This window comes from Halopseudomonas sp. (genome assembly GCF_036960865.1).
GTDB lineage: Bacteria > Pseudomonadota > Gammaproteobacteria > Pseudomonadales > Pseudomonadaceae > Halopseudomonas.
This window is the reverse complement of the sequence record NZ_JBALWE010000006.1, coordinates 34,327-55,336: the sequence shown is the minus strand read 5'-3', so window position 1 is coordinate 55,336 and position 21,010 is coordinate 34,327. Positions and strand designations below refer to the sequence as shown.

Here is a 21,010-nt window from a genome sequence, read left to right as displayed (position 1 = left end):
CGGGCGCTTGCGCGACTTGTACCAACCCAACGCCGAAAAGGCGCAAACTCCTGTCAGTAAAGCGAGCCAAATAACTAGGCTGGTAGGAACGTCCGGTGCAAAGGCCAGAAGAACGCAGGCGCCACTGCCGACGTTGGCCAGCATCATGGGCAATGAAACGCGGACGATCGAAGTGAGCTGGGTGCCGCGCAGGCGAGCCATATCCGCATCGTTTGATGAATACATCGTCGCTATATCTGCGAACAGCTGACGTACCTTGGCTATGCGATCTTTCAACGACGCTCACTCGGTTGGCAAGGCAAAAGCGGGTCTTTTACTAATGACTCTAGCAGAAGGCCACAAACTGGAATAAAAAGGCGAGCCGTGTGGTCGGCCTTGCCTAGGGCACGGGGTCGACGTCGCTGGGCGACGTCGACCATTAGTTTCTTATGCCTTGGCTGTAAAGTCACTGGCCGCGTGACGTTCTGGGAGTTGTTCTGACTCGTCACCCCACACCCGATTGACCATTCGGCCGCGCTTCACCGCCGGGCGCTGCGCTATGCACTTTGCCCAGCGCTGCACGTGTTTGTACTCATGCACGGAGAGAAACTCCCCGGCACTGTAGAGCGCGCCTTCCGCCAGCAGGCCGTACCAGGGGTAGATGGCGATGTCAGCAATGCTGTATTCGCTGCCGGCCATATATTCGCGTTCTGCCAGATTGCGATCAAGTACATCGAGCTGACGCTTCACTTCCATGGCAAACCGGTTGATAGGGTACTCAAACTTCTCCGGCGCATAGGCGTAAAAGTGACCAAAGCCGCCGCCCAGATAGGGTGCCGAACCCATTTGCCAGAACAGCCAGTTCATCGCCTCGGTACGCTGGGCGTGATCCTTTGGCAAGAGCACGCCAAACTTCTCCGCCAGGTAAAGCAAAATGGAAGCAGATTCAAACACCCGCGTTGGCGGAGTGGTGCTGTGGTCCATCAATGCCGGAATTTTGGAGTTGGGATTAACCTCGACAAAGCCGCTGGAAAATTGATCACCCTCGTTGATGCGGATCAGCCAGGCATCGTACTCGGCATCGGCCAGACCCAGTTCCAGCAGCTCCTCAAGCATGATGGTGGCTTTTACGCCGTTGGGCGTGGCCATTGAGTACAGCTGAAACGGATGTTTGCCGACCGGCAGTGCTTTTTCATGTGTGGGGCCGGCAATCGGGCGATTGATGTTGGCGAATTTGCCGCCGCTTTCGGCGTCCCAGGTCCAGACTTTTGGCGGTTCGTACTGCTTTTCGTTGCTCATATTGCGTGGTCCTGAACTGTGGATGGCGAGCCCGAGTGAGTCACGGACTCGGTGCAGGTAGCCGAAATCCTAGCATGGAGACGGCTACGCCACCTGATACGATGCGTCAGACTTTGTAATACGCCAGCAGGGCGCGGAGCTTCTCCGCCAGCTGCGTCAGGTTCTGGCTGGCAATGCGGGTCTGCTCCGTCTGCTCGCCGTTCTTCGAAGCTTCATCACTGATGCGCAGCACATTGCGGTTGATCTCTTCCGACACGTGGCTTTGCTCTTCGGCCGCACTGGCAATTTCCGTATTCACCTGATTGATACGGGTGACCGCGTTCATCACGTCACTGAAGGCCCTGCCGGCGGCCTCGGCGACTTCGGCGTTGCGCGCGGCCAGCGCGCGGTTACTTTCCATCATGCTGGAGGAGCGGCTGACCCCGGTCTGGACTCGGTCGATCATGCTGTGAATCTGTTGAGTGGAGGCTTGGGTGCGTTGGGCCAGCGAGCGCACTTCATCGGCGACCACGGCAAAGCCGCGACCCTGTTCACCGGCGCGGGCGGCCTCGATGGCGGCATTCAGTGCCAGCAGGTTGGTCTGTTCGGCAATGCCGACAATTACTTCCAATACCTTACCGATATCGTTGCTGGCCGAAGCCAGCTCGTCGATGACCTGCATGGAGGCGCTGATTTCGTCGGCTTGCTGCTGGATGCTGCTGACGGTGCTGTTCATGGTGCCGCGACCCTCTTCCGCTTCACGGCTGGCCTGGTTGGCGGCCGTTTCTCCAGCAGCGGCGCTCTGGGCGACACTCTGGGCGGTAAGACTCATTTCGTGCATGGCCGTGGCGACCATTTCGGTTTCGCGGTTCTGCACGCTCACCGAGGTGGCGGATTGCTCGGCGATACGCGCCAGCTCGTCGGCTTGCTTGAGAATGGTGTGGGACGATTCCAGCGCCTCACGGATGGTGTGCTGGATACGATCCAGCAGGCGGTCGAAGGCGCCAGCTAGGATGGCAAACTCATCACGACCGCGCGCGTTGAAACGCACGGTGAGGTCACCCTTGCCGTCGGCAATATCCTCGATCGCGGCAATGGTGGCATTCAGCGGGCGGCTGACAATGAACTTCATCAGCAAACTGATACCAATCACCAGAATGACGCCGGCCAAGGTGATCAGCGCGGCGACCGCCAGCGAATCCTTGACGATAAGCGCGCTTACCTCGTCATTTGAATAGCCCAGCACAATGTCGTAGCCCCAGGGCGCGAACGGCGCTGTCTCTATGTGCCACTGGCCGTCGGTATCGGCCAGGGCGGCGCTGACCTGTTCGTCGGACAGGTGGGAGGAGTGCATACGAATCTTGCCGGTGGGGTCGCGCAGCGCTACAAAACCGTCTTCCAGAATACGCGCATCAGCAATTGCCTCGGCCAACGAGGAGAGATTGGCGGAGTAGCCGACATACCAGATGCCCAGAACCCGACCGCTGGCGTCCTTGATCGGCTCATAACCTGTGAGGTAAGGCTGCCCGAGAATATCGACCTGACCATAAAAGGCCTGCCCGGCGAGTATCGCCTTGATCGCCGCGCCGTCTGGCGCCAGTTGCGTGCCGATGGCACGTTGGCCATCGCGCATCACGTTGGTTGAAACGCGGATGAAGTTGTCGCCCTGCCGGGAGAACAGCGTTGCGGTGCCGCCCATCACCTTGGTCAAGCCATCAACCAGCGCAAAGTCGTTCGCTTGCGGTTGGTAGCCCAGTTGCAACTGCGGCGCCGTGGCCGAGCCGACTTGCACGTTGCCCCCCAACGAAGGCTCGCCCAGTTCGGAGCCACGCTCGATCAACAGCGCCATGCTGTTGCGTACACGCTCACTCATGATCGCGTCGGTAACGCCCAGTAAACGCAGCACGTCGTTACGCAAGCCGGTCGACTCGCTGGTTGCGCGAACATGGATCAATCGTGTTTGGGTGATAGAGCTGATAACCACGCCGACCAGAATGAAAACAATCAGCAGGGCGGCCAACGTGGCGACGAACTTCTTTTGCAGGGTCATCAGGGGGCTCTCCGGGCTGCCAATAGTGATGGGACCTGCAAGTGATATCGGCCGAACTGGGGCGTTGTTTAATTAAACAGTTGACCGTGGGGTCCGTCGCGTAATGGTGACTGAGGAGTGCTTCAGGCTGCGCACTACTGGTGCAGGTTGATGCGCAGGCGCACTACCGTTGTGCGCGTTACAGGCGATTGCCCTCTGCAGGCCGCATGGCCGGTATACCGCGTGCTGGCATGAACAATGCTTAGAGAGTCATCTTGTATACAAGTTGGTATTCAAAGATTTTTTGGTGGCTAAGCGCTCGCAGGGTGACGCCGCGCTGCCTGAGGTTAATCAAGGAGCTCTCCATGTCGAATATTGATCGCCGTACTCTTCTCAAACTCGCGGGCCTGATTGGCGTAACAGCAGCCATGCCCTTCAGTCTGGCCCGCGCTGCCGACAAGCCGCTCGTGGTGGGCTTCATTTACGTGGGCGCCCGTGATGACTTTGGTTACAACCAGGCCCACGCTGAGGCGGCCGCCATCATTAAAACCCTGCCGAACGTGGTCGTCATTGAAGAAGAAAACGTACCGGAAACGGTTGCGGTGCAGAAGTCGATGGAAGCCATGATCCGTCAGGACGGCGCCACCCTGATCTTCCCGACCTCCTTTGGTTACTTTGACCCGCACGTGATCAAGATGGCCGAGCGCTTCCCGGACGTGCATTTTGCCCACTGCGGTGGTCTGTGGACCGAGGGTGTGCACCCGACCAATGCCGGCAGCTTCTTTGGCTACATCGACGAGGGTCAGTACCTCAATGGCGTAGTCGCCGGTTTCGCCAGCAAGAGCAAGAAACTCGGGTTCATCGCCGCCAAGCCGGTGCCGCAGGTGCTGCGCAACATCAACGCCTTTACCTTGGGTGCGCGCTCGGTTGACCCGGAAATCACCACGACCGTGATTTTCACCGGTGACTGGTCATTGCCGATCAAGGAAGCCGAGGCAGCCAACAGCCTGATCGACCAGAGCTGCGACGTGCTGACCTGCCACGTAGACGGCCCCAAGGTGATCGTTGAAACGGCAGAGAAGCGTGGCGCTATGACGTGCGGCTATCACGCTGACCAGTCGGCGCTTGCGCCCAAAGGCTATCTGACCGGCGCCGAATGGAATTGGGAAACCCCGTACCGTGCCCACGTCGCGGCGTCTGAAGCGGGCCAGCCGATGATCAACTTTCTGCGTGGCGGTTTGAAGGAAGGATTCGTCAAGACATCGCCCTACGGGCCAATGGTGAGCGATGAAGCCAAAGCCAAGGCGGATGCTGTCAAGGCCGAGATGCTGGCAGGTGGATTCTCTATCTTCAGAGGCCCGCTGAAGGACAATCAGGGTAACGAGGTAATTGCTGCGGGTACTGCGCTGGGTCAGACCGATGTCGTGCTGGAAAGCATGGACTATCTGGTTGAAGGCGTACGCGGTCAGATCTGAGGCAACTGATGATACCTCGCAATGCGATATACCGGACCGGGGCGCTGTTGCTCCCCGGTCTGCCGACACTTCTTGCTGCGCTGACAACCTTTGTCTTGTTCATGCTGTTCCTGCTGGTACAGGGCAAGCCTGCGTGGCAGGCCTGCCAACTGGTAGTACAAGGCGCATTCGGTTCGGCGTTTGCCTGGGAGAACACCCTACAACGCGCGGCGCCGTTGATGTTGACGGCGCTGTGCGTCGCGCTGCCGGCCCGTGCCGGGCTGATCATCATCGGTGGTGAGGGCGCGCTGGTACTGGGCGGGCTTGCCGCTGCGGTAACCCCGCTGTGGCTGCCGGCCATGCCGGTCGCGCTATTGCTTGTGTGCATGGCGCTGTCGGCGATGGTGGTGGGTGGCTTCTGGATCGGCCTGAACGGCTGGATGCGCCAGAAACGTGGCCTGAATGAAACCATCGGTAGCCTGCTGCTTTCCTACGTGGCCATCGCCATCTTCAACCAGCTGGTCGAAGGCCCGCTGCGCGACCCGGCCAGCCTCAACAAGCCCTCAACCATACCGCTGGATGACAGCGTGATGATCGGCCCGATCAGCGATGCCTTTCAGGTCCACTGGGGGCTGGTGGTCGGCGTTATCGCCTGCATTCTCGCGCAGGTGCTGGTGCGCAACAGCGTGACCGGTTTCTCGCTGCAGGTGGTCGGCGGCAATGTACGTACCGCACGGATGATTGGCCTGCCGGTGGATCGTCTGGTGATTCTCACCTGTGTGCTGGGCGGCGCCTGCGCCGGGCTGGCCGGGATGTTCGAGGTGGCCGCAGTGCAGGGCAGTGCCAACGCCGCAATTATTGCTGGCTACGGCGCGAGTGGGATTCTAGTCGCCTTCGCGGCACGGCAGAACCCGCTGGCAATCATCGGCTGCGCGATCCTGCTGGGCGGTATCGAAGCCAGCGGCAGTCTGCTGCAACGTCGTCTGGGATTACCGGATGCGACCACACTCATTCTTGAAGGGATTCTGTTCACCAGCTTGCTGGCCTGGGAAGCGTTAACGCCGCGCATCGTCGCCTGGCGGCTGCGTCTGAACGAACGAGCACTCCAGACGCAGGGGGCGTTGCAACATGGCTGATCTTGATCTGGCAACTTTCTTTCTGGCGCTGCTGGCCGGCGCCATTCGTGTCGGTACGCCCTTCATCTTTGTCAGCCTCGGTGAGTGCCTGACGGAGAAGAGCGGGCGCATCAACCTGGGCCTTGAAGGCATTCTGGTCAGTGGTGCGATGGCGGGTTACGCGGTGGCCTACCTCAGCGGCTCTGCTTGGACTGGCGTGCTGGCCGCAGGCGGTACCGGGCTGCTGCTGGGCCTGCTGCACGGTGCGATCTGCTCGCTGCCGCGGGTCAACGACATTGCCGTGGGTATCGCCTTGATGGTGCTCGGCACCGGGCTGGCGTTCTTCCTTGGCAAGAGCTTCATCCAGCCGCAGGCCCCGTCGCTGGTGGCTATTGGTCTGGGCGGCTGGAGCGACGACGAGCGTGTGCGCTCGGCGCTGAGCATCAACGTGCTGTTCTTTATCGGCGTGGCACTGGCCTTTGTACTGCATTGGGGGCTGCGCAGCACCCGCTGGGGTCTGATGTTGCGGCTGGTCGGTGATCACGCCGAGTCCGCTCGGGCGCTGGGCTACCGCCCAGTGCTGGTGCGCATTGCCGCGACTGCCGCTGGTGGCTTTCTGGCCGGCATCGGCGGCGCCTATCTGTCGCTGTATTACCCCGGCAGTTGGAACGAGGGACTGTCGAGCGGGCAGGGGATCATGGCCGTGGCGTTGGTGATCTTTGCCCGCTGGCAACCGCTGCGCTGCCTGTGGGCCGCCTTGCTGTTCGGCGCTGCCGGGGCTGTTGGCCCGGCGCTGCAGTCCGTTGGCATCAGTTCCGGCTACTACCTGTTTGCCGCTGCACCCTATGCACTCACGCTGGCAGTGATGTTCATCACTTGCCGCCCCAATCAAACCCTGAGTGGCGCCCCGGGCGAACTCAGTCTGACTCGATAGGAGCTAACCATGTCCAGTGGTCTTGGTGGTCTGAACAAGTCGCCGAACGGTGTTGTCATCGGTCTGGCGCAACTGGCCTTGCCCGATCCGCATACCCGCGCAGAACTGTGGGAGCAAACCCAGAAGGTCGTTGCCATGGTCGGCAAGGCGCGTCGCAGCGTCGCCGGCATGGATTTGATCGTGTTTCCGGAGTACTCGCTGCACGGTCTGTCGATGGATACCTCTGACGACATCATGTGCACCCTCGACGGACCGGAAGTCACCGCGCTGCGTCAGGCCTGTGTCGACAATGCGATCTGGGGCTGCTTCTCGATCATGGAAGCCAACCCCAACGGCAACCCTTACAACAGCGGCATCATCGTCAACGATCAGGGCGAGATTCAGCTGTATTACCGCAAGCTGCATCCGTGGGTCCCGGTCGAGCCGTGGGAGCCGGGCAACCTGGGTATTCCGGTCTGTGACGGGCCCAAGGGCAGCAAGCTGGCGCTGATCATCTGTCACGACGGCATGTTCCCCGAGATGGCGCGTGAGTGTGCCTACAAGGGGGCGGAGATCATGATTCGTACCGCCGGGTACACCGCGCCCATTCGCCACTCCTGGCAGATCACCAATCAGGCCAACAGCTTCTGCAACCTGATGCAGACCGCCAGCGTCTGCATGTGCGGCTCGGATGGCACCTTCGACTCCATGGGCGAGGCGATGTTTGTCGACTTTGACGGCACGCCGATGGCGGTGGGTGGCGGTCGCGCCGATGAGATTGTCAGCTGTGAAATGCGCCCAGACCTGGTGCGCGAGGCGCGTATTCACTGGGGTGTGGAAAATAACATCTACCAGTTCGGCCACCGCGGCTACACGGCCGTCAAAGGCGGCGCGCAGGATGCGCCCTACAGCTACATGCACGATCTGGTTGCCGGCAAATACTGCCTGCCGTGGGAAGACGAGGTGGTGCACACCGATGGCACCTCCTGCGGCTTTGACACTCCCGAGCGTACCTATCAACCGGCTGAGGAGAACTGAGCCATGACCGAACGTTATCTGCAGTCTGCTCCCTATCCCTGGCCCTACAACGGCAACCTGACGCCTGAGAACACCGCGCTGATCGTTATCGACATGCAGACCGACTTCTGCGGCAAGGGCGGTTACGTCGACTCGATGGGCTATGACCTGTCGCTGACCCGCGCGCCGATCGAGCCGATCAGCCGAGTGCTGGAGGTGTTGCGCGAGCAGGGCTTCTGGATCATTCACACCCGTGAAGGGCATCGCCCGGATTTGTCTGATCTGCCGGCGAACAAGCGCTGGCGTTCGCAGCGTATCGGCGCGGGAATCGGCGACACCGGCCCCTGCGGGCGCATTCTGGTGCGCGGTGAACCAGGCTGGGAAATCATCCCGGAACTGGCCCCGATTGACGGCGAGATCATCATCGACAAGCCGGGCAAGGGCTCGTTCTGCGCTACTGACCTTGAGCTGATTCTGCGCACCCGCGGCATCGAGAACATCATTCTGGCCGGCATCACTACCGACGTCTGCGTGCACACCACCATGCGTGAAGCCAACGACCGCGGCTTCGAGTGCATTCTGCTCGAAGACTGCTGCGGCGCGACTGATCACGCCAACCATCTGGCTGCCCTGAGCATGGTCAAGATGCAGGGCGGGGTATTCGGCGCGATTGGTGACTCCGCCATGCTCATCGACTGTCTCAAGCGGAGCTGAGCATGCGAGCTCTGAGTCTGGAAACCATTGGCGCTGGCAAGGTATTTGGCAGCTTCCGCGCGCTGAGCAATGTCTCCATGCGGGTACGCGCCGGAACGGTGCATGCGCTGCTGGGTGAGAACGGCGCCGGCAAGAGCACGCTGGTCAAGGGGATTGTTGGTTACGGCCCGCTGGACGAGGGCAGCGTACTGGTGGGCAGCAAGGAGCAGAGTATTCAGTCCCCGCGTGATTCTCACGCCTTGGGCATCGGTATGGTGTACCAGCATTTCACCGTTGCCCCCGGCCTGAGCGTGGCCGAGAACCTGGTGCTCTCGCGTGGCGAACTGCCCTGGGCGATCGACTGGAAGCAGGAGCGGGCGGCGCTGGATACGTTCATGGCTCGCATGCCGTTCAAGCTCGATATTGAACGGCCGGTCAGCTCGCTGGCCGCTGGCGAAAAGCAGAAGCTGGAAATCCTCAAGCAGCTGTACCTGGATCGGCGTTTCATCATTCTCGATGAGCCAACCTCGGTGCTGACCCCGCAGGAAGCCGAAGAAGTGCTGGGCCTGATGCAGCAACTGGCACATGCCGGCGAGCTGTCGGTGCTGATGATCACTCACAAGTTTGGTGAGGTGATGCGCTTTGCCGACGATGTGACGGTGCTGCGGCGCGGCAAACTGGTTGCCAGCAAGGCGGTGGCCGATACCGACGAAGCCGAACTGTCCGCCTGGATGATGGGCGAGAGCCGCGAGCAGCAGACCGCGCTGGAGCGGGTGGAGCATCTGGCCGAACGCACGCCGGGGCTGGAGGTCAGCAGCCTCAAGGTGGCCAACGACCGCGGCACGCTGGCGGTCAAGGGCGTCTCGTTGTCGGTGCGGCCGGGCGAGATTGTCGGGATCGCCGGTATTTCCGGCAACGGCCAGCGCGAGCTGACCGAGGCGCTGCTTGGGCAACGCCCAGCCAGCTCGGGCGAGGTGCGCGTCAATGGCCGGCCCTACGGTGCCAGCCGCGCCGAGATGCAGCGGGAAAAGGTCTACAGCCTGCCGGAAGAACCGCTGCGCAACGCCTGCATCGCCGGCATGAGCGTGGCGGAGAACCTGGCCCTGCGTGATTACGACCACGCACCGCTGTGCCGCAGTGGCTGGCTGATCAACCGCCGGGCCATTCGTAAGCGTGCCCGCGAGCTGATCAGCCGCTTTCAGGTGCGCCCGGATGATCCGGACCGGCCCATCGGCACGCTGTCTGGTGGCAACGTGCAGCGCGCCGTGCTGGCCCGTGAGCTGACGGAGGATGTGGCGGTGCTGATCGTCTCCAACCCGGTATTCGGTCTGGACTTTGCGTCTGTGGCGCTGATTCACCGGCGCCTGTTGGAGGCGCGCAACCGGGGCGCCGCCGTGCTGCTGCTCAGCGAAGACCTGGACGAGCTGCTGGAGCTGTCGGACCGAATTCTGGTGATCCACGATGGCGAAATAAACCACGAAACCGTCCCCGCAGCGGCCGAGCGCCAGGTGCTCGGCCGCTATATGGCGGGTACCGAACAAGCGGCTCAGCAGGTGGCAGGATGATTGAGGTAACAGCGGTACCCGATAACTTTGCCTTTGATCCTCAGCGCACCGCGCTGGTGGTTATCGACATGCAGCGTGACTTCATTGAACCCGGCGGCTTTGGTGCGGCGCTGGGTAACGATGTCACACCGCTGGCGTTGATCATCCCCGCGGTCCAGCAGCTGCTGGCGCTGGCAAGGCAGGCCGGGCTGCTGGTGATACATACCCGTGAGTCGCACCTGCCGGATCTGTCTGACTGCCCGCCGGCCAAGTGCGCAGGCGGGCCGCCGGGCATGCAGATTGGCGACGTTGGCCCCATGGGTCGGATTCTGGTGCGCGGTGAACCCGGCAACCAGATTCTGCAAGCCGTTGCGCCGCTGGCGGATGAGTGGGTGATCGACAAACCGGGCAAGGGCATGTTTTACGCCACCGGCCTACACGAGCGCCTGCAGGCGCAAGGTATCGAATCGTTGATCTTCGCTGGCGTGACGACAGAGGTTTGCGTGCAGACCAGCATGCGCGAGGCTAATGATCGCGGTTATCGCTGCCTGCTGATCGATGAGGCCACAGAGAGCTATTTCCCCGAATTCAAACAGACAACGTTGGCCATGATTACCGCGCAAGGCGGCATCGTCGGCCGCGTTGCCCACCTGCAGCAGCTGCAGGCGAGCCTTGGAGTGAGCAATGACTGACATCAACTTGCCGGCGGTCGTCAAAGAGGTGACCGAGGCGTTCATCGATTACGAGCGGGCCTTGCTGGTCAACGAGATGGATACGCTGGACCACTACTTCTGGGACAGCGAACACACCGTGCGGTACGGCGTGGCCGAGAACCTGTATGGCGCTGAGGCCATTGCGGCCTATCGCCGAGTCTGCGTGCCGGTCGGCCCTGGCCGCGAGCTCTACAATACGGTGGTCAGCACCTTTGGCGAGGATTACGCCACCGTCAGCACCCAGTTCCGCGACGGCGAGACCGCCCGCGTTGGCCGCCAAATGCAAACCTGGGCGCGGATTGACGGGCGTTGGCAGGTGGTTGCCGCGCATGTCAGTATCGATCTTTCGACACTGCAGGAATGAGCGCACATGGCGCAACCACAGGCTGCTTCGCTGGCCGATCAGGTCTACCGGCGGCTCAAGCAGGACATTTTTGAATTTGTGCTGCTGCCGCACGACCGTTTCAGTGAAAACCAGATTGCCGAGCGTTATCAGGTCTCGCGCACGCCCGTGCGCGACGCGCTCTACCGACTGGAGCGAGAAGGCTATCTGGAGGTGGGCTTTCGCCGCGGCTGGTCGGTCAAACCGCTCGATTTTGCGCGCATCGATGAGCTTTACGAGGTGCGTATCACACTGGAGTGTGCTGCGCTGGAGAAGCTGTGTGCGGCGGTAGACCTGCGCGAGCTGCTCGCCCCGCTGTGCAAACTTTGGCTGGTGCCCGAGGCTGAGCGTGAAACCGCCATGCAGGTTATGGCCGAGCTGGACGAAGCCTTTCACTGCGAACTGGTGCGCCTGGCGGGCAACGGCGAGATGACCCGCATGCATCAGGAGGTATGCGAGCGCATCCGGATCGTAAGGCGGCTGGATTTCTACAAGTCGCACCGTATTGCCCAGACCTACGAGGAGCATGCCGACATCCTGCGTGCGCTGCTGTCGCGCCGGCGCGATGAGTCGCTGCGTATGCTGCGGGCACACATTGAGCAAAGCCGGCAGGAGGTACACAAGATCAGCCTGTCGATGCTGGAGGCGGCGCGGCGTACCTATCGCGGTGGTTGAGCTGCTGCCAGGCGCAATGACAAAAAGCCCCGTCCATGCGGGGCTTTTTGTTTCTGCTCACTGTTCAGGTGCGCAGGATCAGCGCCAGCGGGCCGCCGCCGTTGGGGCCCTGGTGTTCGGCGCCGCCGGAGACGAACAGGCGAGTGTCACCCAATCTGCCGGCGAGTACGCCTCCTACCAGTGAGCGTGCATGGCGCGAGCCGTTGATGTCGCTGTCATCACTCATGACGTGACGGTTGCCGCGAATCTCACCGGAGGCCGAAGGCTCGGCCTTGACCAGCAGGCCGGTCAGATTCTCCGGCGTGATGGTCAGTTGAACGCCGCCGGGCATGCTGGCCAGTGCGCGGTCGATGGCGGCGGTATCCAGGGCGTCTTCCATTACTGCGTGGCCAATGCGGTAGGCCGGGTCCCAGCCGGCGGCGTTGCCCAGCACCAGCACTTCGTTGCGCAGCAGCTCAATGCCGGCTGAGGTGCTGGCGCGGGTGGAGTAGAGCGACCAGTCGCTGCAAATTTTCTCGTTGCTGAGCTGCTCTTCTATCAGATCGCCCAGCGCCACCGCTACGCCAAGTGCCGAGGCACCGCGTGAATAGCCCATCGACTCGTAGGTGTCGTGGCACGCGGTGGTATGCCCCCGGCTGGCGGCTTCGCTGATGCGTGAAGCGGTCAGCAGCGGGCATTTGATCTGCACAAAGTGCACATCATCTTCATGCTGGATGCCGGCGCTGGCCATGGCGCGGCGCACCGCGTCGCGGGTCTCCATGACCTGTTCCATGCGGCCGATTTCTTCCGGTTTGAAGTCGCGGGTAAAGGCGACGCCGGCCGCCAGACCAGGCAGGCTGTAATCGGCGTTCTGCTCGCTGCTGTCGACTTCAAATACCAGCCAGTGCGGGCTCAGACCGCCCTCGGTGCCACCGGACATGACAAAGGCAATACGCTCCTCAACCTTGGCTTCCGACAGGGTCAGTTTCTGGGCAAAGAAACGGCGCAGGGTGCTGGTGGCAAAGGCACGGGTGAAGTCGTTGACGCAGCCGTTGCCTTCGGTCTTGCCGAGCACGGCAATGACGCGGGTGGGGTCGATCTGGCCGTTGCTGATGGCCTGGGCCAGGGTAGAGATGTCGTCTGGCGAGCTGGCGCTCAGACGGGTGACGCGCGTTTTCATGGGCAGTACCTTCTTAAATGGGTCTGGTCAAATAGGGCAGGTCGAATGCGTCAGGCGAATTCGAAACTGATGTCCTGAGCGCCCTCCCAGAGGGTCTTCAGGCCGAGGGCGCGCAGGTTCTCGCGGCCCTCGATGATGGTCAGAAAGTGGTTTCCGGCCAGCTGCCCGAGCTTGCTGGAGAAGCTGCAGGCGCCGTAGGCCATGATGATCTCGGTCTCGCTGTAACCACCGGGATAGAAGAGCACGTCGCCAACCGAGGGGTGGCTGGTGTGGTTTTCAAAGCCGATCGGCTGCTCGCCGTTCTTGAGCTGATAGTCGCCCAGCGGCACCCAGGCGCCTTCGCCGCTCCAGCGCACGTGGATCAGTTTCTGGCGGTAGGGCAGCAGCGAGAGAAAGGCCGCCACGGTGTCGGGCGCGTCGGGGTGGCATTCGGCGATGAAGTCGAAGCCTCCGGCGCTGATCTTGATACGGGTCATGGGATATTCCTTCATGTCAGGAGCCTGGCTGGCCGATCCATTTGGTGACGGTGGGTGCTTGCCACTGGTCGATCTGCTCCAGGGCTTTGAGCGGATCGGCTTCGAGAATCAGCATGTCGCAGTGCTCGATCTTCATGAAGCCTTCCGCGGTGGCGTGGGTCAGCAGGGCGCGCAGCGGCACAAAGAAGTCGCGCACGTTGAGGCAGGCCAGCGCCTTCTGGTGCTCGGCCAGTTGGGTCAGGGTGGCGACCTCGAACAGCTCCTCCAGCGTGCCCAGCCCGCCGGGCAGGGCGACAAAGGCGTCGGCCAGCTCGGCCATGCGCGCCTTGCGCTCGCGCATGCCGGAGACCACCTCGTGTCCGGTCAGCTTGGGGTGCAGATGCCCGCGCGCCTGCAGGCGCTCGGTGATCACGCCGATCACCTCGCCGCCAGCGGCCAGCGCCGCATCGGCGACCACGCCCATCAGGCCCTTGGTGGTGCCGCCGTAGACCAGACGTTGGCCCCGTTCGGCAAGGGTCTGGCCGAGCTTTTTTGCTTGCTCGATGTAGTCTTCATGGGCGCCGAAGTTGGAGCCGGAGAACACTGCGATGCTGTTGATGTTCGGGTTGCGGGTCATGCGGCCTCCGAGCCTTTGCCACGTTGGGTCCAGCTGGTGAAGCGACTTTCAACCAGCGCTGATACTGAATAAAGCGCGACGCCCAGGGCGGCCAGAATGAACAGCCCGGCAAACACCAGCGGCACATCGAAGTTGCCACTGGCAATCATCATCACGTTGCCGATGCCCTTGTTGGAGGCCACGGTTTCGGCCAATACGGTGCCGATAAACGCCGAGGTGAGAGCGATCTTCAGTGAGGCGAACAGGTACGGCAGGGTGCGCGGCAGGCCGACGTTCCAGAGAATGTCGCGCTTCTTGGCGCCCAGTACGCGCAGCACGTCTTCCAGCTCCGGCTCGGTGGTGGCGAGGCCGGTTGCCACGTTAACCACCACCGGGAAGATGCCGATGACCATGGAGGTCAGAATCGCCGGGATGGTGCCCGAGCCGAACCAGACCACGAAGATCGGTACCACGGCGACCTTGGGAATACTGGAAAAGCCCACCAGCAGCGGATAGGCGATGTCGTAGGCGACCCGTGAGGAGCCGATGATCACGCCGATCAGCAGGCCGATAAACACGCCGAGAAAGAAGCCGATCAGTGTGGTCATCAGCGTCTGCTGGGTGTGTGGCCAGAGGATCGGCATCTTGTCGATCAGCACGGCAGCAATCTGGCTGGGTACCGGTAACACCAGTTCGGAGACGCCCAGCAGCCGGCACAGCACCTCCCATAGCAGAAAGAAGCCGATCATCGCGGAGAAAGACAACAGGTTGCGCCGCCAGCGCGGCAGGGGCTTGTTCATGCGGACACCTCCTCAAGCTGACGTTGTGCCGCAGTGCGCTGGGTGCTGCCGGGCGCGCGGGCCTCGGCGATGCTCATGCGCAGCGACTGCACCAGGCTGGTGAAATCTGCTTGGTAGCTTGATTCCAGCGTGCGCGGTCGCGCGAAGGTGACGCGCTGATCTTCGATGATGCGGCCGGGGCGCGAGCTCATGACGCAGATGCGGTTGGCCAGATAGGCCGACTCGCGTAGATCGTGGGTCACCAGCAACACGGTCGGTCGACGGTTGATCCACAGATCCTGCATGGTGTCCCACAGCTCTTCGCGGGTGAATTGATCAAGCGCGCCGAAGGGCTCGTCGAGTAGCAGGATGTCGGGTTCATGCACCAGCGCCCGGCACAGAGACGCGCGCTGCAACATGCCGCCGGACAGCTGCCAGGGTCGCTTGTTGCCAAAGCCGGCCAGGCCGACTTGTTCCAGCAGCGCCTCGGCGCGTTCGCGGAACTCGCCCTTGCGCTTGCGGCGGTAGTCCTGGCGGAACGGCTCGACGATCTTCAGCGGGATCATCACGTTATCCAGAATGCTCAGCCACGGCAGCATGGTCGGGTTCTGGAAGGCCAGACCCAAGCGCTTGGCGTGGCTGCCGATGGCGCCCACCTCGCGGCCGCCGACAATAGCAGCGCCGGCGGTCGGCTCCAGCAGGCCGGCGACCAGCTTGAGAATTGTGGACTTGCCGCAGCCGCTGGGCCCGACCAGGGCAACAAAGTCGCCCTTGTCGATGCGCAGCGTGGTGTTGTCCAGCGCGACCACATTGCCGCCATAGCGAACAGTCACATCGGACAGTTCGATCATGGGGCGATTGGCGCTGGTGGATGAGGTGTCAGTCATGAGTCTGCTCCTGCGGCTCAGCGCCGTGGCTCCGCGGTCGGGCGCACACCTTCAGGCGTGCTCAGGATCGCGTCGGTGTAATGCTCGGTGTTCTGCGGGCGCGGTGTCGGCATTTGCTGGATAGCTTTGACCGAACGGCCCCAGCCGGCAGCCTCGGTGACCAGTTCGCCGTTGCGCATGACGAACTTGCCGCGCACCAGCGTATGCAGCGGATAGCCCTTGACCGGGCGACCATGCCAGGGCGAGATCTTGCTGGTGCTATGCAGCTGGTTTTCCGAGAGGATGCCGCTGCGCTGCATATCGACAATGGCGATGTCGGCGTCGGCGCCGGGGGTGATGATGCCCTTCTTGCCGTAGATGCCCCAGGCCTTGGCCGGGCTGACGGAGCTCCAGCGCACGTAATCCATCAGGCTGGCGCGCTCGCGGTTGACTTCGGTGAGCATCAGCGCCATCTGGGTTTCAATGCCGGGGAAGCCGCAGTCGCACTCCCATATGTTCTCGCGGGTCTTTTCTTCCGGGGCGTGCGGCGCGTGGTCGGTGGCGATCATGTCGATGGTGCCGTCCATCAGCGCATCCCACAGCGGCTGGTTATGCCGTGGCTCGCGAATCGGCGGGTTCAGGCGCAGGATGCCGCCCAGGCGGTCGGTATGGTCGGTGTTGAGCAGCAGATACTGCGGGCAGGTCTCAACGGTCACGTCCACGCCACGGCGCTTGGCCTCGCGGATCAGAAACAGCGAATCGGCGGCGCTGTGGTGGGCGATGTGTACCCGTGCGCCGGTCCATTCGGCCAGGGTCAGCACGCGGCCAATGGCTTCAATCTCGGCCACCACGGGGCGCGCGGCCAAGTGCGCCAGGGCGTCGATGCGTCCTGCGTCCTGCATGCGCTTCTGGCGGCGGGAGAGAATGGAGGAGTTCTCGGCATGCACCACGGTGCGAATGCCGAGCGGGGCCAGCTTTTCGAAGCCTTCGAGCAGCGCGCCATCGGTGGGCGCTGGCAGGTTGCCAAAGGTGTTGCCAACAAAGGCCTTGAAACTGGTGCAGCCGGCGTCGATCAGTTCTTCCAGGTGGCCGACGGTGTCGTCACCCAGCAGGCCGTGGATGCCGTAGTCAACATAGGATGACTCGGCGGCTTTCTGCTTCATGCGCAGGGCTTCGATGGTGCCGGTCGGCGGGTTGGTGTTGGGCATGTCGAAGACGGTGGTCACGCCACCGCAAGCGGCGGCCGCCGAGCCGGTCTTCCAGGTTTCCTTGTGGGCGTAGCCCGGGTCGCGGAAATGCACGTGGCTGTCGATCGCACCCGGCAGCAGGAACAGGCCATCGGCTTGCACTACCTCGCGAGCAGAGGGCATCAATTCATCACGGCCCACGGCAACGATCTTTTCGCCGTCGATGGCCACGGAGGCTTCGATTATCTGGTGGTCTGATACCACGCGAGCGCCGCGGATCAGCAGGTCAACTTGATTCATGTGTTACTCCTAAAGCATGGCCCAGCCGCCATCGACCGGGAGGTCGACGCCGGTGATCTGGCGGGAGACGTCGCTACCCAGAAACAGGCAGGCGTTGGCAACGTCCTGGTCGGTGGAGACGCGTTTGAGCGCGTAGTCGGCCGCGTGGCGGGTGGCGGCTTCTTCCGGGCTGATACCCAGGGTTTTGGCCATGTTGGCGCACACCTTGTCGCGAAAGCGCGGGCCGTCCACCATGCCGGGGGCAACGCAATTGACGTTGATGCCGTGCGGCCCGGCTTCCAGCGCAAAGCTCTTGGTAATGCCACGCAGTCCCCATTTGGAGGCGGAGTAGGCCATGCGACCGGCGCGGCCGCGCATGCCGAAGGTGCCGCCAACGTTGACGATCTTGCCGCTGCCTTGCTTGATCATCGCGGGCATTACTGCGCGCATGGTGTTGAAGCAGCCGGTCATGTTGAGCTGAACGATCTCGTCGAACTCGCTTTGCGTGGTCTCCCAGCCGGTCTTGCCGATCGGGCCGGAGCCGCCAGCGACGTTGACCAGTACGTCGATGCGGCCGAAGCAGTCGACTGCCGCGGCTGCTAAGGCCTCGGCATCGGCACTGCGGGTCATATCGCAGGGCACCACTTCTACTTCGCTGCCCAGCTCGGTGACTTCGCGGGCGACTGGTGCGATAGCGTCGAGGTCTCGCCCGGCTAATACCAGGCGGGCGCCTTCGCGGGCAAAGGCGAGGGTGACGGCCCGGCCCATCCCTTTGGCCGGTCCGGTGATGACAACCACTTTGTCCTGCAGATCAAGATTCATCAGTGTCTCCCGTTGCTCAGAGTTTGCTCGGGCGGTCAGCCCGTGCTGGCAGGAAGCTGCGGTCGAAGATCTGCGCCGGTGCCGGGGCGTTCTCCAGCTGATTGGCCTTGACCACGATGTCGATGTTGTTCTGCAGGCGCTGGTCGCTGACATCACCCAAACCAATGTCGGCCACTTCCGGATGGCTCATGTCGTTGCGTACGGTGGTCAGCATCTTGTCGGTTTCGACGGCGCGGTTGAGCAGCGGCTCGCGGCGCATCAGCGCGTTAATGGCTTCTTCGGGGTTGGCGACGGCGTCCTGTATCGCCTGGTTGATGGCGGTGACAAAGCCGCGTACGGCTTCGGGATGCTCGGCGATGAACTCCTGGGAGAAGAAGATCGAGTTGGAGTACAGGTCCATGCCGTGATCGCCGTAGCGAATGAAGCGCAGCTCCTCATCCGGGTTGATGCCCATGCCCTTGGCGCTGAAGCTAATGGTGGTGATGTAACCAAAGGCGGCGTCGATCTGGCCGCGCATCAGCAGCTGCTCACGCAGGTTGGGCGCCATGTTGTTGATGGTGACCTTGGACTGGTCGATGTCGGTCATCTCGGCGAAGGCCGGGAACAGCTTCAGTGCGGCGTCGTTGGCCGGAGCGCCGACGGTTTTACCCTCCAGGTCCTTGGGCTCGGTGATGGGGCTGTCTTGCTTCACCGCGATGACGAAGGGCGGGGTGTTGTAGATCATGTAGACGCCCACCGGCGCGCGCTCAGGCTGGGTCGCGGCCAGTTGGATCAGCGCGTTGGTGTCGCCAAAGCCCGCGTCGTAGATACCGGAGGCCACCTTCGGAATAGACGCAGCAGAGCCTTCGCCTTGGTCGATGGTGACGTTGAGGTCGTGCTCCTTGAAGTAGCCCTTGTCTTCGGCGAGGAAGAACCAGGCCTGGGCGCCTTCGTACTTCCAGTTCAGAACCAGATCGATATCGGTAGCCGCCTGCGCGTTGGCAGCGGCGAACATTCCCAGGCCAAGGCTGAGGGCTGTGAGGGTTTTGGCCAGACGTGGCCGACGGATTTTTGCTGACATGTTCATGACTCCTGATGGTGTGATGCGATGGCGGTATTCAGCGCAGCGGCCGTGGCAACAAAGCCGTGGCACTGCGCAACAAGAAAGCGGATGGCGCGGCTGACATAGGCGGGCGACGGCGTGGCGCAGGCGTCGCGCAGCAGAATGCAGTCGTAGCCGAGAAAGGCAGCATCCTGCAGGGTGGAAAAGACACAGCGGTCGGTGTTGATGCCGGCGAACAGCAGGGTGGTGATGCCCTGGCCGCGCAGGACGGCGTCCAGCTCGTTGTCCCAGAAGCCGCTCAGGCGGTGTTTGAAGACGCGAATATCCTCTGGCTCGGCAGGCAGTTCAGCAATGTTCTGCGCACCCCATTGGCCCTGTACCACGGCCGGACCGTGATCAATGGGCGAATGATCGCCGTAGCCAATGCCGGCAGCACTGCGTTTGCCCATAAAGTGCACGATTGGTGGCAGGTTCATCCGGTCGGCACGAATGCCCCAGTTGAGCCAGATCACCCGGCCGCCGGCGTGTCGCCAGCTCGGCAGCAACTGCCGCAGACGCGGTACCGGCCGGCGCGTTATGCGGGTGCTGATGCCTTTCTGGGCGAACCAGCCTTCGGGATGGCAGAAGTCGTTCTGCATATCCACCACGATCATGGCGCTGTGTGCCAGATCGAGTTCAAGCGCGCCCTGATCGCTTGTCAGCGTGAGCAGGTTGGGCTGCACTGCGGCGCGCGCCAGGCTGATGACGCCGTCCTGCTGCTGCCAGGCGTTGCTCGGGTGGGGGCCGTAAGCGGTGATGTTGCTGTGGTCGTTTTTCATGCCGGGACCAGAAGCAGCACCTGTGCCATAACCGATGCCAAAAAGACAGCTTATTACGAGCATTGCGTTGCCGTTTTGGCAACGGTTATGCTGAAGCCTTGTGCTGAGTGGCCCGGCGCGTGCGTGTCTTGTATCACAGCCCCTTAGCGGCGCAACGCGGAGCGGGCCAGTTTGCCTGGCACGGGTTGGCACGAGAATAGTGCGCTATCGGTCAGTACCGGTCGGGTGCACCAGTATGCGGCCTTGTGCTGCACTAACGCGGTGCCGATAGCGTGCGGCTTGGTTAATAACAGGAGTCAGGCTGTGAACCATCTGAGGTTTCTGCATTATCTGGATGAGGTGGCTCGGGTAGGGTCCATTCGGCAGGCCGCCGAACGCTTGCATGTAGCACCTTCGGCGGTAAATCGGCGGATTCAGGATCTGGAGGAGGAGCTCGGCACCCCGTTATTCGAGCGGCTGCCACGCGGCATGCGATTGACGGCGGCGGGCGAGTTGTTTGTGAATTACATTCGCAGCCGCGCGGCGCACCTGGAGCAGGTTCGTTCTGAGATCGAAGATCTGCACGGCTTGCGGCGGGGGCGGGTGCGCATTGTGGTTAGCCAGGCGGCGGCGGGCGCCTTTCTGCCGGAGCGCATTGCCGGCTTTCGGGCCAAGCATCCGCTGGTCGAGTTTCAGGTGCAGGTGGGCGACCACAGCCGCGCGCTGGATGCGCTGCGCACCTTCGAGTCGGACCTGGCGCTGATTTTTCACCTCACCCCAGAAGCCGGGATCGAGCGCATCGATGAAATGCAGCAGCCTCTTTGTCTGGTCATGCATCACAGCCATCCGTTGGCGGCACAACCGGGCCCGGTAAGGCTGCGTCAGTGTCTCGACTACCCGGTGGTGTTGCCCACACGTGATATTGCGGGGCGCCAGTTGCTGGATGCCTACCTGGCCAAGCGCTCGATCAAGCTGCGCCCGGCGATTGAAAGCAACAGTTTCGAGTTCCTGCTGGGCTATCTGCAGCACGAGCAGGCGCTGAGCTTTCAGATCGAGATCGGTATCGCGCGTAACAACGGTGAACTGGTTCATCGCGAGATTGCCGACCGCGGCTTCCCTGCGGCAAATCTGGTACTGGCGTCGTTGCAAAATCGCCAGCTGCCGGTGGTGGCCTATGCCTTTGCCGATTACCTACGGGGCACCTTCCGCTGAGACG

21 protein-coding genes are annotated in these 21,010 nt (G+C 62.3%); 10 read left to right on the top strand and 11 right to left on the bottom strand.

Going from position 1 to position 21,010, the window contains the following annotated elements; all coding sequences use genetic code 11:
- Window positions 1–426: 426 nt before the first annotated feature.
- Window positions 427–1,278 (bottom strand): glutathione-dependent disulfide-bond oxidoreductase, encoded by an 852-nt coding sequence (gene yghU, locus V7747_RS09830; protein ID WP_335615865.1) that lies wholly within the window; start codon window positions 1,276–1,278, stop codon window positions 427–429.
- Window positions 1,279–1,384: 106 nt separating this feature from the next.
- Complete coding sequence (locus tag V7747_RS09825; protein ID WP_335615864.1) at window positions 1,385–3,307, bottom strand: methyl-accepting chemotaxis protein; 1,923 nt, start codon at window positions 3,305–3,307, stop codon at window positions 1,385–1,387.
- Between the two features lie 344 nt (window positions 3,308–3,651).
- Between V7747_RS09825 and V7747_RS09820 the strand changes: the two genes are divergently transcribed.
- Genes V7747_RS09820 through V7747_RS09780 form a run of 9 tightly spaced genes read left to right on the top strand, consistent with a single transcriptional unit; the run spans window position 3,652 to window position 11,792 of the window.
- Window positions 3,652–4,761, top strand: a complete 1,110-nt coding sequence (locus V7747_RS09820; RefSeq protein ID WP_335615863.1) for a BMP family ABC transporter substrate-binding protein — start codon at window positions 3,652–3,654, stop codon at window positions 4,759–4,761.
- Between the two features lie 8 nt (window positions 4,762–4,769).
- Window positions 4,770–5,876, top strand: coding sequence for an ABC transporter permease (locus V7747_RS09815; RefSeq protein WP_335615862.1), 1,107 nt, complete (start codon window positions 4,770–4,772; stop codon window positions 5,874–5,876).
- Window positions 5,869–6,789: an ABC transporter permease gene (locus tag V7747_RS09810; protein WP_335615861.1), complete on the top strand. Its 921-nt coding sequence runs from the start codon at window positions 5,869–5,871 to the stop codon at window positions 6,787–6,789. Before V7747_RS09815 ends, V7747_RS09810 begins: the two co-directional genes overlap by 8 nt.
- Before the next feature lie 9 nt (window positions 6,790–6,798).
- Window positions 6,799–7,806 (top strand): formamidase, encoded by a 1,008-nt coding sequence (locus V7747_RS09805; protein ID WP_335615860.1) that lies wholly within the window; start codon window positions 6,799–6,801, stop codon window positions 7,804–7,806.
- A 3-nt stretch (window positions 7,807–7,809) separates the two neighbouring features.
- On the top strand, window positions 7,810–8,499 hold the full coding sequence (gene biuH, locus V7747_RS09800) for a biuret amidohydrolase (RefSeq protein ID WP_335615859.1): 690 nt from the start codon (window positions 7,810–7,812) through the stop codon (window positions 8,497–8,499).
- Window positions 8,500–8,501: 2 nt separating this feature from the next.
- Complete coding sequence (locus V7747_RS09795; protein ID WP_335615858.1) at window positions 8,502–10,043, top strand: ABC transporter ATP-binding protein; 1,542 nt, start codon at window positions 8,502–8,504, stop codon at window positions 10,041–10,043.
- On the top strand, window positions 10,040–10,714 hold the full coding sequence (locus V7747_RS09790) for a cysteine hydrolase family protein (protein ID WP_335615857.1): 675 nt from the start codon (window positions 10,040–10,042) through the stop codon (window positions 10,712–10,714). The genes V7747_RS09795 and V7747_RS09790 overlap by 4 nt, the downstream gene beginning before the upstream one ends.
- Window positions 10,707–11,099: an oxalurate catabolism protein HpxZ gene (gene hpxZ, locus V7747_RS09785; RefSeq protein ID WP_335615856.1), complete on the top strand. Its 393-nt coding sequence runs from the start codon at window positions 10,707–10,709 to the stop codon at window positions 11,097–11,099. The genes V7747_RS09790 and hpxZ overlap by 8 nt, the downstream gene beginning before the upstream one ends.
- A gap of 6 nt (window positions 11,100–11,105) precedes the next feature.
- On the top strand, window positions 11,106–11,792 hold the full coding sequence (locus tag V7747_RS09780; protein ID WP_335615855.1) for a GntR family transcriptional regulator: 687 nt from the start codon (window positions 11,106–11,108) through the stop codon (window positions 11,790–11,792).
- 64 nt (window positions 11,793–11,856) lie between these two features.
- On the opposite strand, the gene V7747_RS09775 is transcribed toward V7747_RS09780, so the two are convergent.
- From V7747_RS09775 to V7747_RS09735, 9 genes are read right to left on the bottom strand one after another with little or no spacing between them, the layout of a single operon-like run.
- Window positions 11,857–12,951 carry a ring-opening amidohydrolase gene (locus V7747_RS09775; RefSeq protein WP_335615854.1) on the bottom strand — a complete coding sequence of 365 codons (1,095 nt, stop codon included), beginning with the start codon at window positions 12,949–12,951 and terminating at the stop codon, window positions 11,857–11,859.
- A 50-nt stretch (window positions 12,952–13,001) separates the two neighbouring features.
- Entirely contained in the window at window positions 13,002–13,427 is a 426-nt protein-coding gene (locus V7747_RS09770; protein WP_335615853.1) for a DUF3830 family protein, read from the bottom strand.
- Between the two features lie 16 nt (window positions 13,428–13,443).
- The gene (locus V7747_RS09765) at window positions 13,444–14,043 is read right to left on the bottom strand and encodes a TIGR00730 family Rossman fold protein (RefSeq protein WP_335615852.1); all 600 of its coding nucleotides are present in this window, start codon (window positions 14,041–14,043) and stop codon (window positions 13,444–13,446) included.
- Window positions 14,040–14,822: an ABC transporter permease gene (locus tag V7747_RS09760; RefSeq protein ID WP_335615851.1), complete on the bottom strand. Its 783-nt coding sequence runs from the start codon at window positions 14,820–14,822 to the stop codon at window positions 14,040–14,042. Before V7747_RS09760 ends, V7747_RS09765 begins: the two co-directional genes overlap by 4 nt.
- Entirely contained in the window at window positions 14,819–15,688 is an 870-nt protein-coding gene (locus V7747_RS09755) for an ABC transporter ATP-binding protein (protein ID WP_335615850.1), read from the bottom strand. The genes V7747_RS09760 and V7747_RS09755 overlap by 4 nt, the downstream gene beginning before the upstream one ends.
- Window positions 15,689–15,705: 17 nt before the next feature.
- Window positions 15,706–17,154: an allantoinase AllB gene (gene allB / locus V7747_RS09750; RefSeq protein WP_335615849.1), complete on the bottom strand. Its 1,449-nt coding sequence runs from the start codon at window positions 17,152–17,154 to the stop codon at window positions 15,706–15,708.
- Between the two features lie 9 nt (window positions 17,155–17,163).
- Window positions 17,164–17,955: an SDR family NAD(P)-dependent oxidoreductase gene (locus V7747_RS09745; protein WP_335615848.1), complete on the bottom strand. Its 792-nt coding sequence runs from the start codon at window positions 17,953–17,955 to the stop codon at window positions 17,164–17,166.
- A 16-nt stretch (window positions 17,956–17,971) separates the two neighbouring features.
- Complete coding sequence (locus tag V7747_RS09740; RefSeq protein WP_335615847.1) at window positions 17,972–19,015, bottom strand: ABC transporter substrate-binding protein; 1,044 nt, start codon at window positions 19,013–19,015, stop codon at window positions 17,972–17,974.
- Window positions 19,016–19,017: 2 nt separating this feature from the next.
- Window positions 19,018–19,815 (bottom strand): cysteine hydrolase family protein, encoded by a 798-nt coding sequence (locus V7747_RS09735; RefSeq protein WP_335615846.1) that lies wholly within the window; start codon window positions 19,813–19,815, stop codon window positions 19,018–19,020.
- A 303-nt stretch (window positions 19,816–20,118) separates the two neighbouring features.
- On the opposite strand from V7747_RS09735, the gene V7747_RS09730 reads away from it, so the two are divergent.
- Window positions 20,119–21,006: a LysR family transcriptional regulator gene (locus V7747_RS09730; RefSeq protein ID WP_335615845.1), complete on the top strand. Its 888-nt coding sequence runs from the start codon at window positions 20,119–20,121 to the stop codon at window positions 21,004–21,006.
- Window positions 21,007–21,010 lie beyond the last annotated feature (4 nt).

What these genes read in the sequence shown, in the direction of transcription:
- yghU (WP_335615865.1), bottom strand. Translation starts at nt 1,278, where the DNA reads ATGAGCAACGAAAAGCAGTACGAACCGCCAAAAGTCTGGACCTGGGAC.
- V7747_RS09825 (WP_335615864.1), bottom strand. Translation starts at nt 3,307, where the DNA reads ATGACCCTGCAAAAGAAGTTCGTCGCCACGTTGGCCGCCCTGCTGATT.
- V7747_RS09820 (WP_335615863.1), top strand. Translation starts at nt 3,652, where the DNA reads ATGTCGAATATTGATCGCCGTACTCTTCTCAAACTCGCGGGCCTGATT.
- V7747_RS09815 (WP_335615862.1), top strand. Translation starts at nt 4,770, where the DNA reads ATGATACCTCGCAATGCGATATACCGGACCGGGGCGCTGTTGCTCCCC.
- V7747_RS09810 (WP_335615861.1), top strand. Translation starts at nt 5,869, where the DNA reads ATGGCTGATCTTGATCTGGCAACTTTCTTTCTGGCGCTGCTGGCCGGC.
- V7747_RS09805 (WP_335615860.1), top strand. Translation starts at nt 6,799, where the DNA reads ATGTCCAGTGGTCTTGGTGGTCTGAACAAGTCGCCGAACGGTGTTGTC.
- biuH (WP_335615859.1), top strand. Translation starts at nt 7,810, where the DNA reads ATGACCGAACGTTATCTGCAGTCTGCTCCCTATCCCTGGCCCTACAAC.
- V7747_RS09795 (WP_335615858.1), top strand. Translation starts at nt 8,502, where the DNA reads ATGCGAGCTCTGAGTCTGGAAACCATTGGCGCTGGCAAGGTATTTGGC.
- V7747_RS09790 (WP_335615857.1), top strand. Translation starts at nt 10,040, where the DNA reads ATGATTGAGGTAACAGCGGTACCCGATAACTTTGCCTTTGATCCTCAG.
- hpxZ (WP_335615856.1), top strand. Translation starts at nt 10,707, where the DNA reads ATGACTGACATCAACTTGCCGGCGGTCGTCAAAGAGGTGACCGAGGCG.
- V7747_RS09780 (WP_335615855.1), top strand. Translation starts at nt 11,106, where the DNA reads ATGGCGCAACCACAGGCTGCTTCGCTGGCCGATCAGGTCTACCGGCGG.
- V7747_RS09775 (WP_335615854.1), bottom strand. Translation starts at nt 12,951, where the DNA reads ATGAAAACGCGCGTCACCCGTCTGAGCGCCAGCTCGCCAGACGACATC.
- V7747_RS09770 (WP_335615853.1), bottom strand. Translation starts at nt 13,427, where the DNA reads ATGACCCGTATCAAGATCAGCGCCGGAGGCTTCGACTTCATCGCCGAA.
- V7747_RS09765 (WP_335615852.1), bottom strand. Translation starts at nt 14,043, where the DNA reads ATGACCCGCAACCCGAACATCAACAGCATCGCAGTGTTCTCCGGCTCC.
- V7747_RS09760 (WP_335615851.1), bottom strand. Translation starts at nt 14,822, where the DNA reads ATGAACAAGCCCCTGCCGCGCTGGCGGCGCAACCTGTTGTCTTTCTCC.
- V7747_RS09755 (WP_335615850.1), bottom strand. Translation starts at nt 15,688, where the DNA reads ATGACTGACACCTCATCCACCAGCGCCAATCGCCCCATGATCGAACTG.
- allB (WP_335615849.1), bottom strand. Translation starts at nt 17,154, where the DNA reads ATGAATCAAGTTGACCTGCTGATCCGCGGCGCTCGCGTGGTATCAGAC.
- V7747_RS09745 (WP_335615848.1), bottom strand. Translation starts at nt 17,955, where the DNA reads ATGAATCTTGATCTGCAGGACAAAGTGGTTGTCATCACCGGACCGGCC.
- V7747_RS09740 (WP_335615847.1), bottom strand. Translation starts at nt 19,015, where the DNA reads ATGTCAGCAAAAATCCGTCGGCCACGTCTGGCCAAAACCCTCACAGCC.
- V7747_RS09735 (WP_335615846.1), bottom strand. Translation starts at nt 19,815, where the DNA reads ATGAAAAACGACCACAGCAACATCACCGCTTACGGCCCCCACCCGAGC.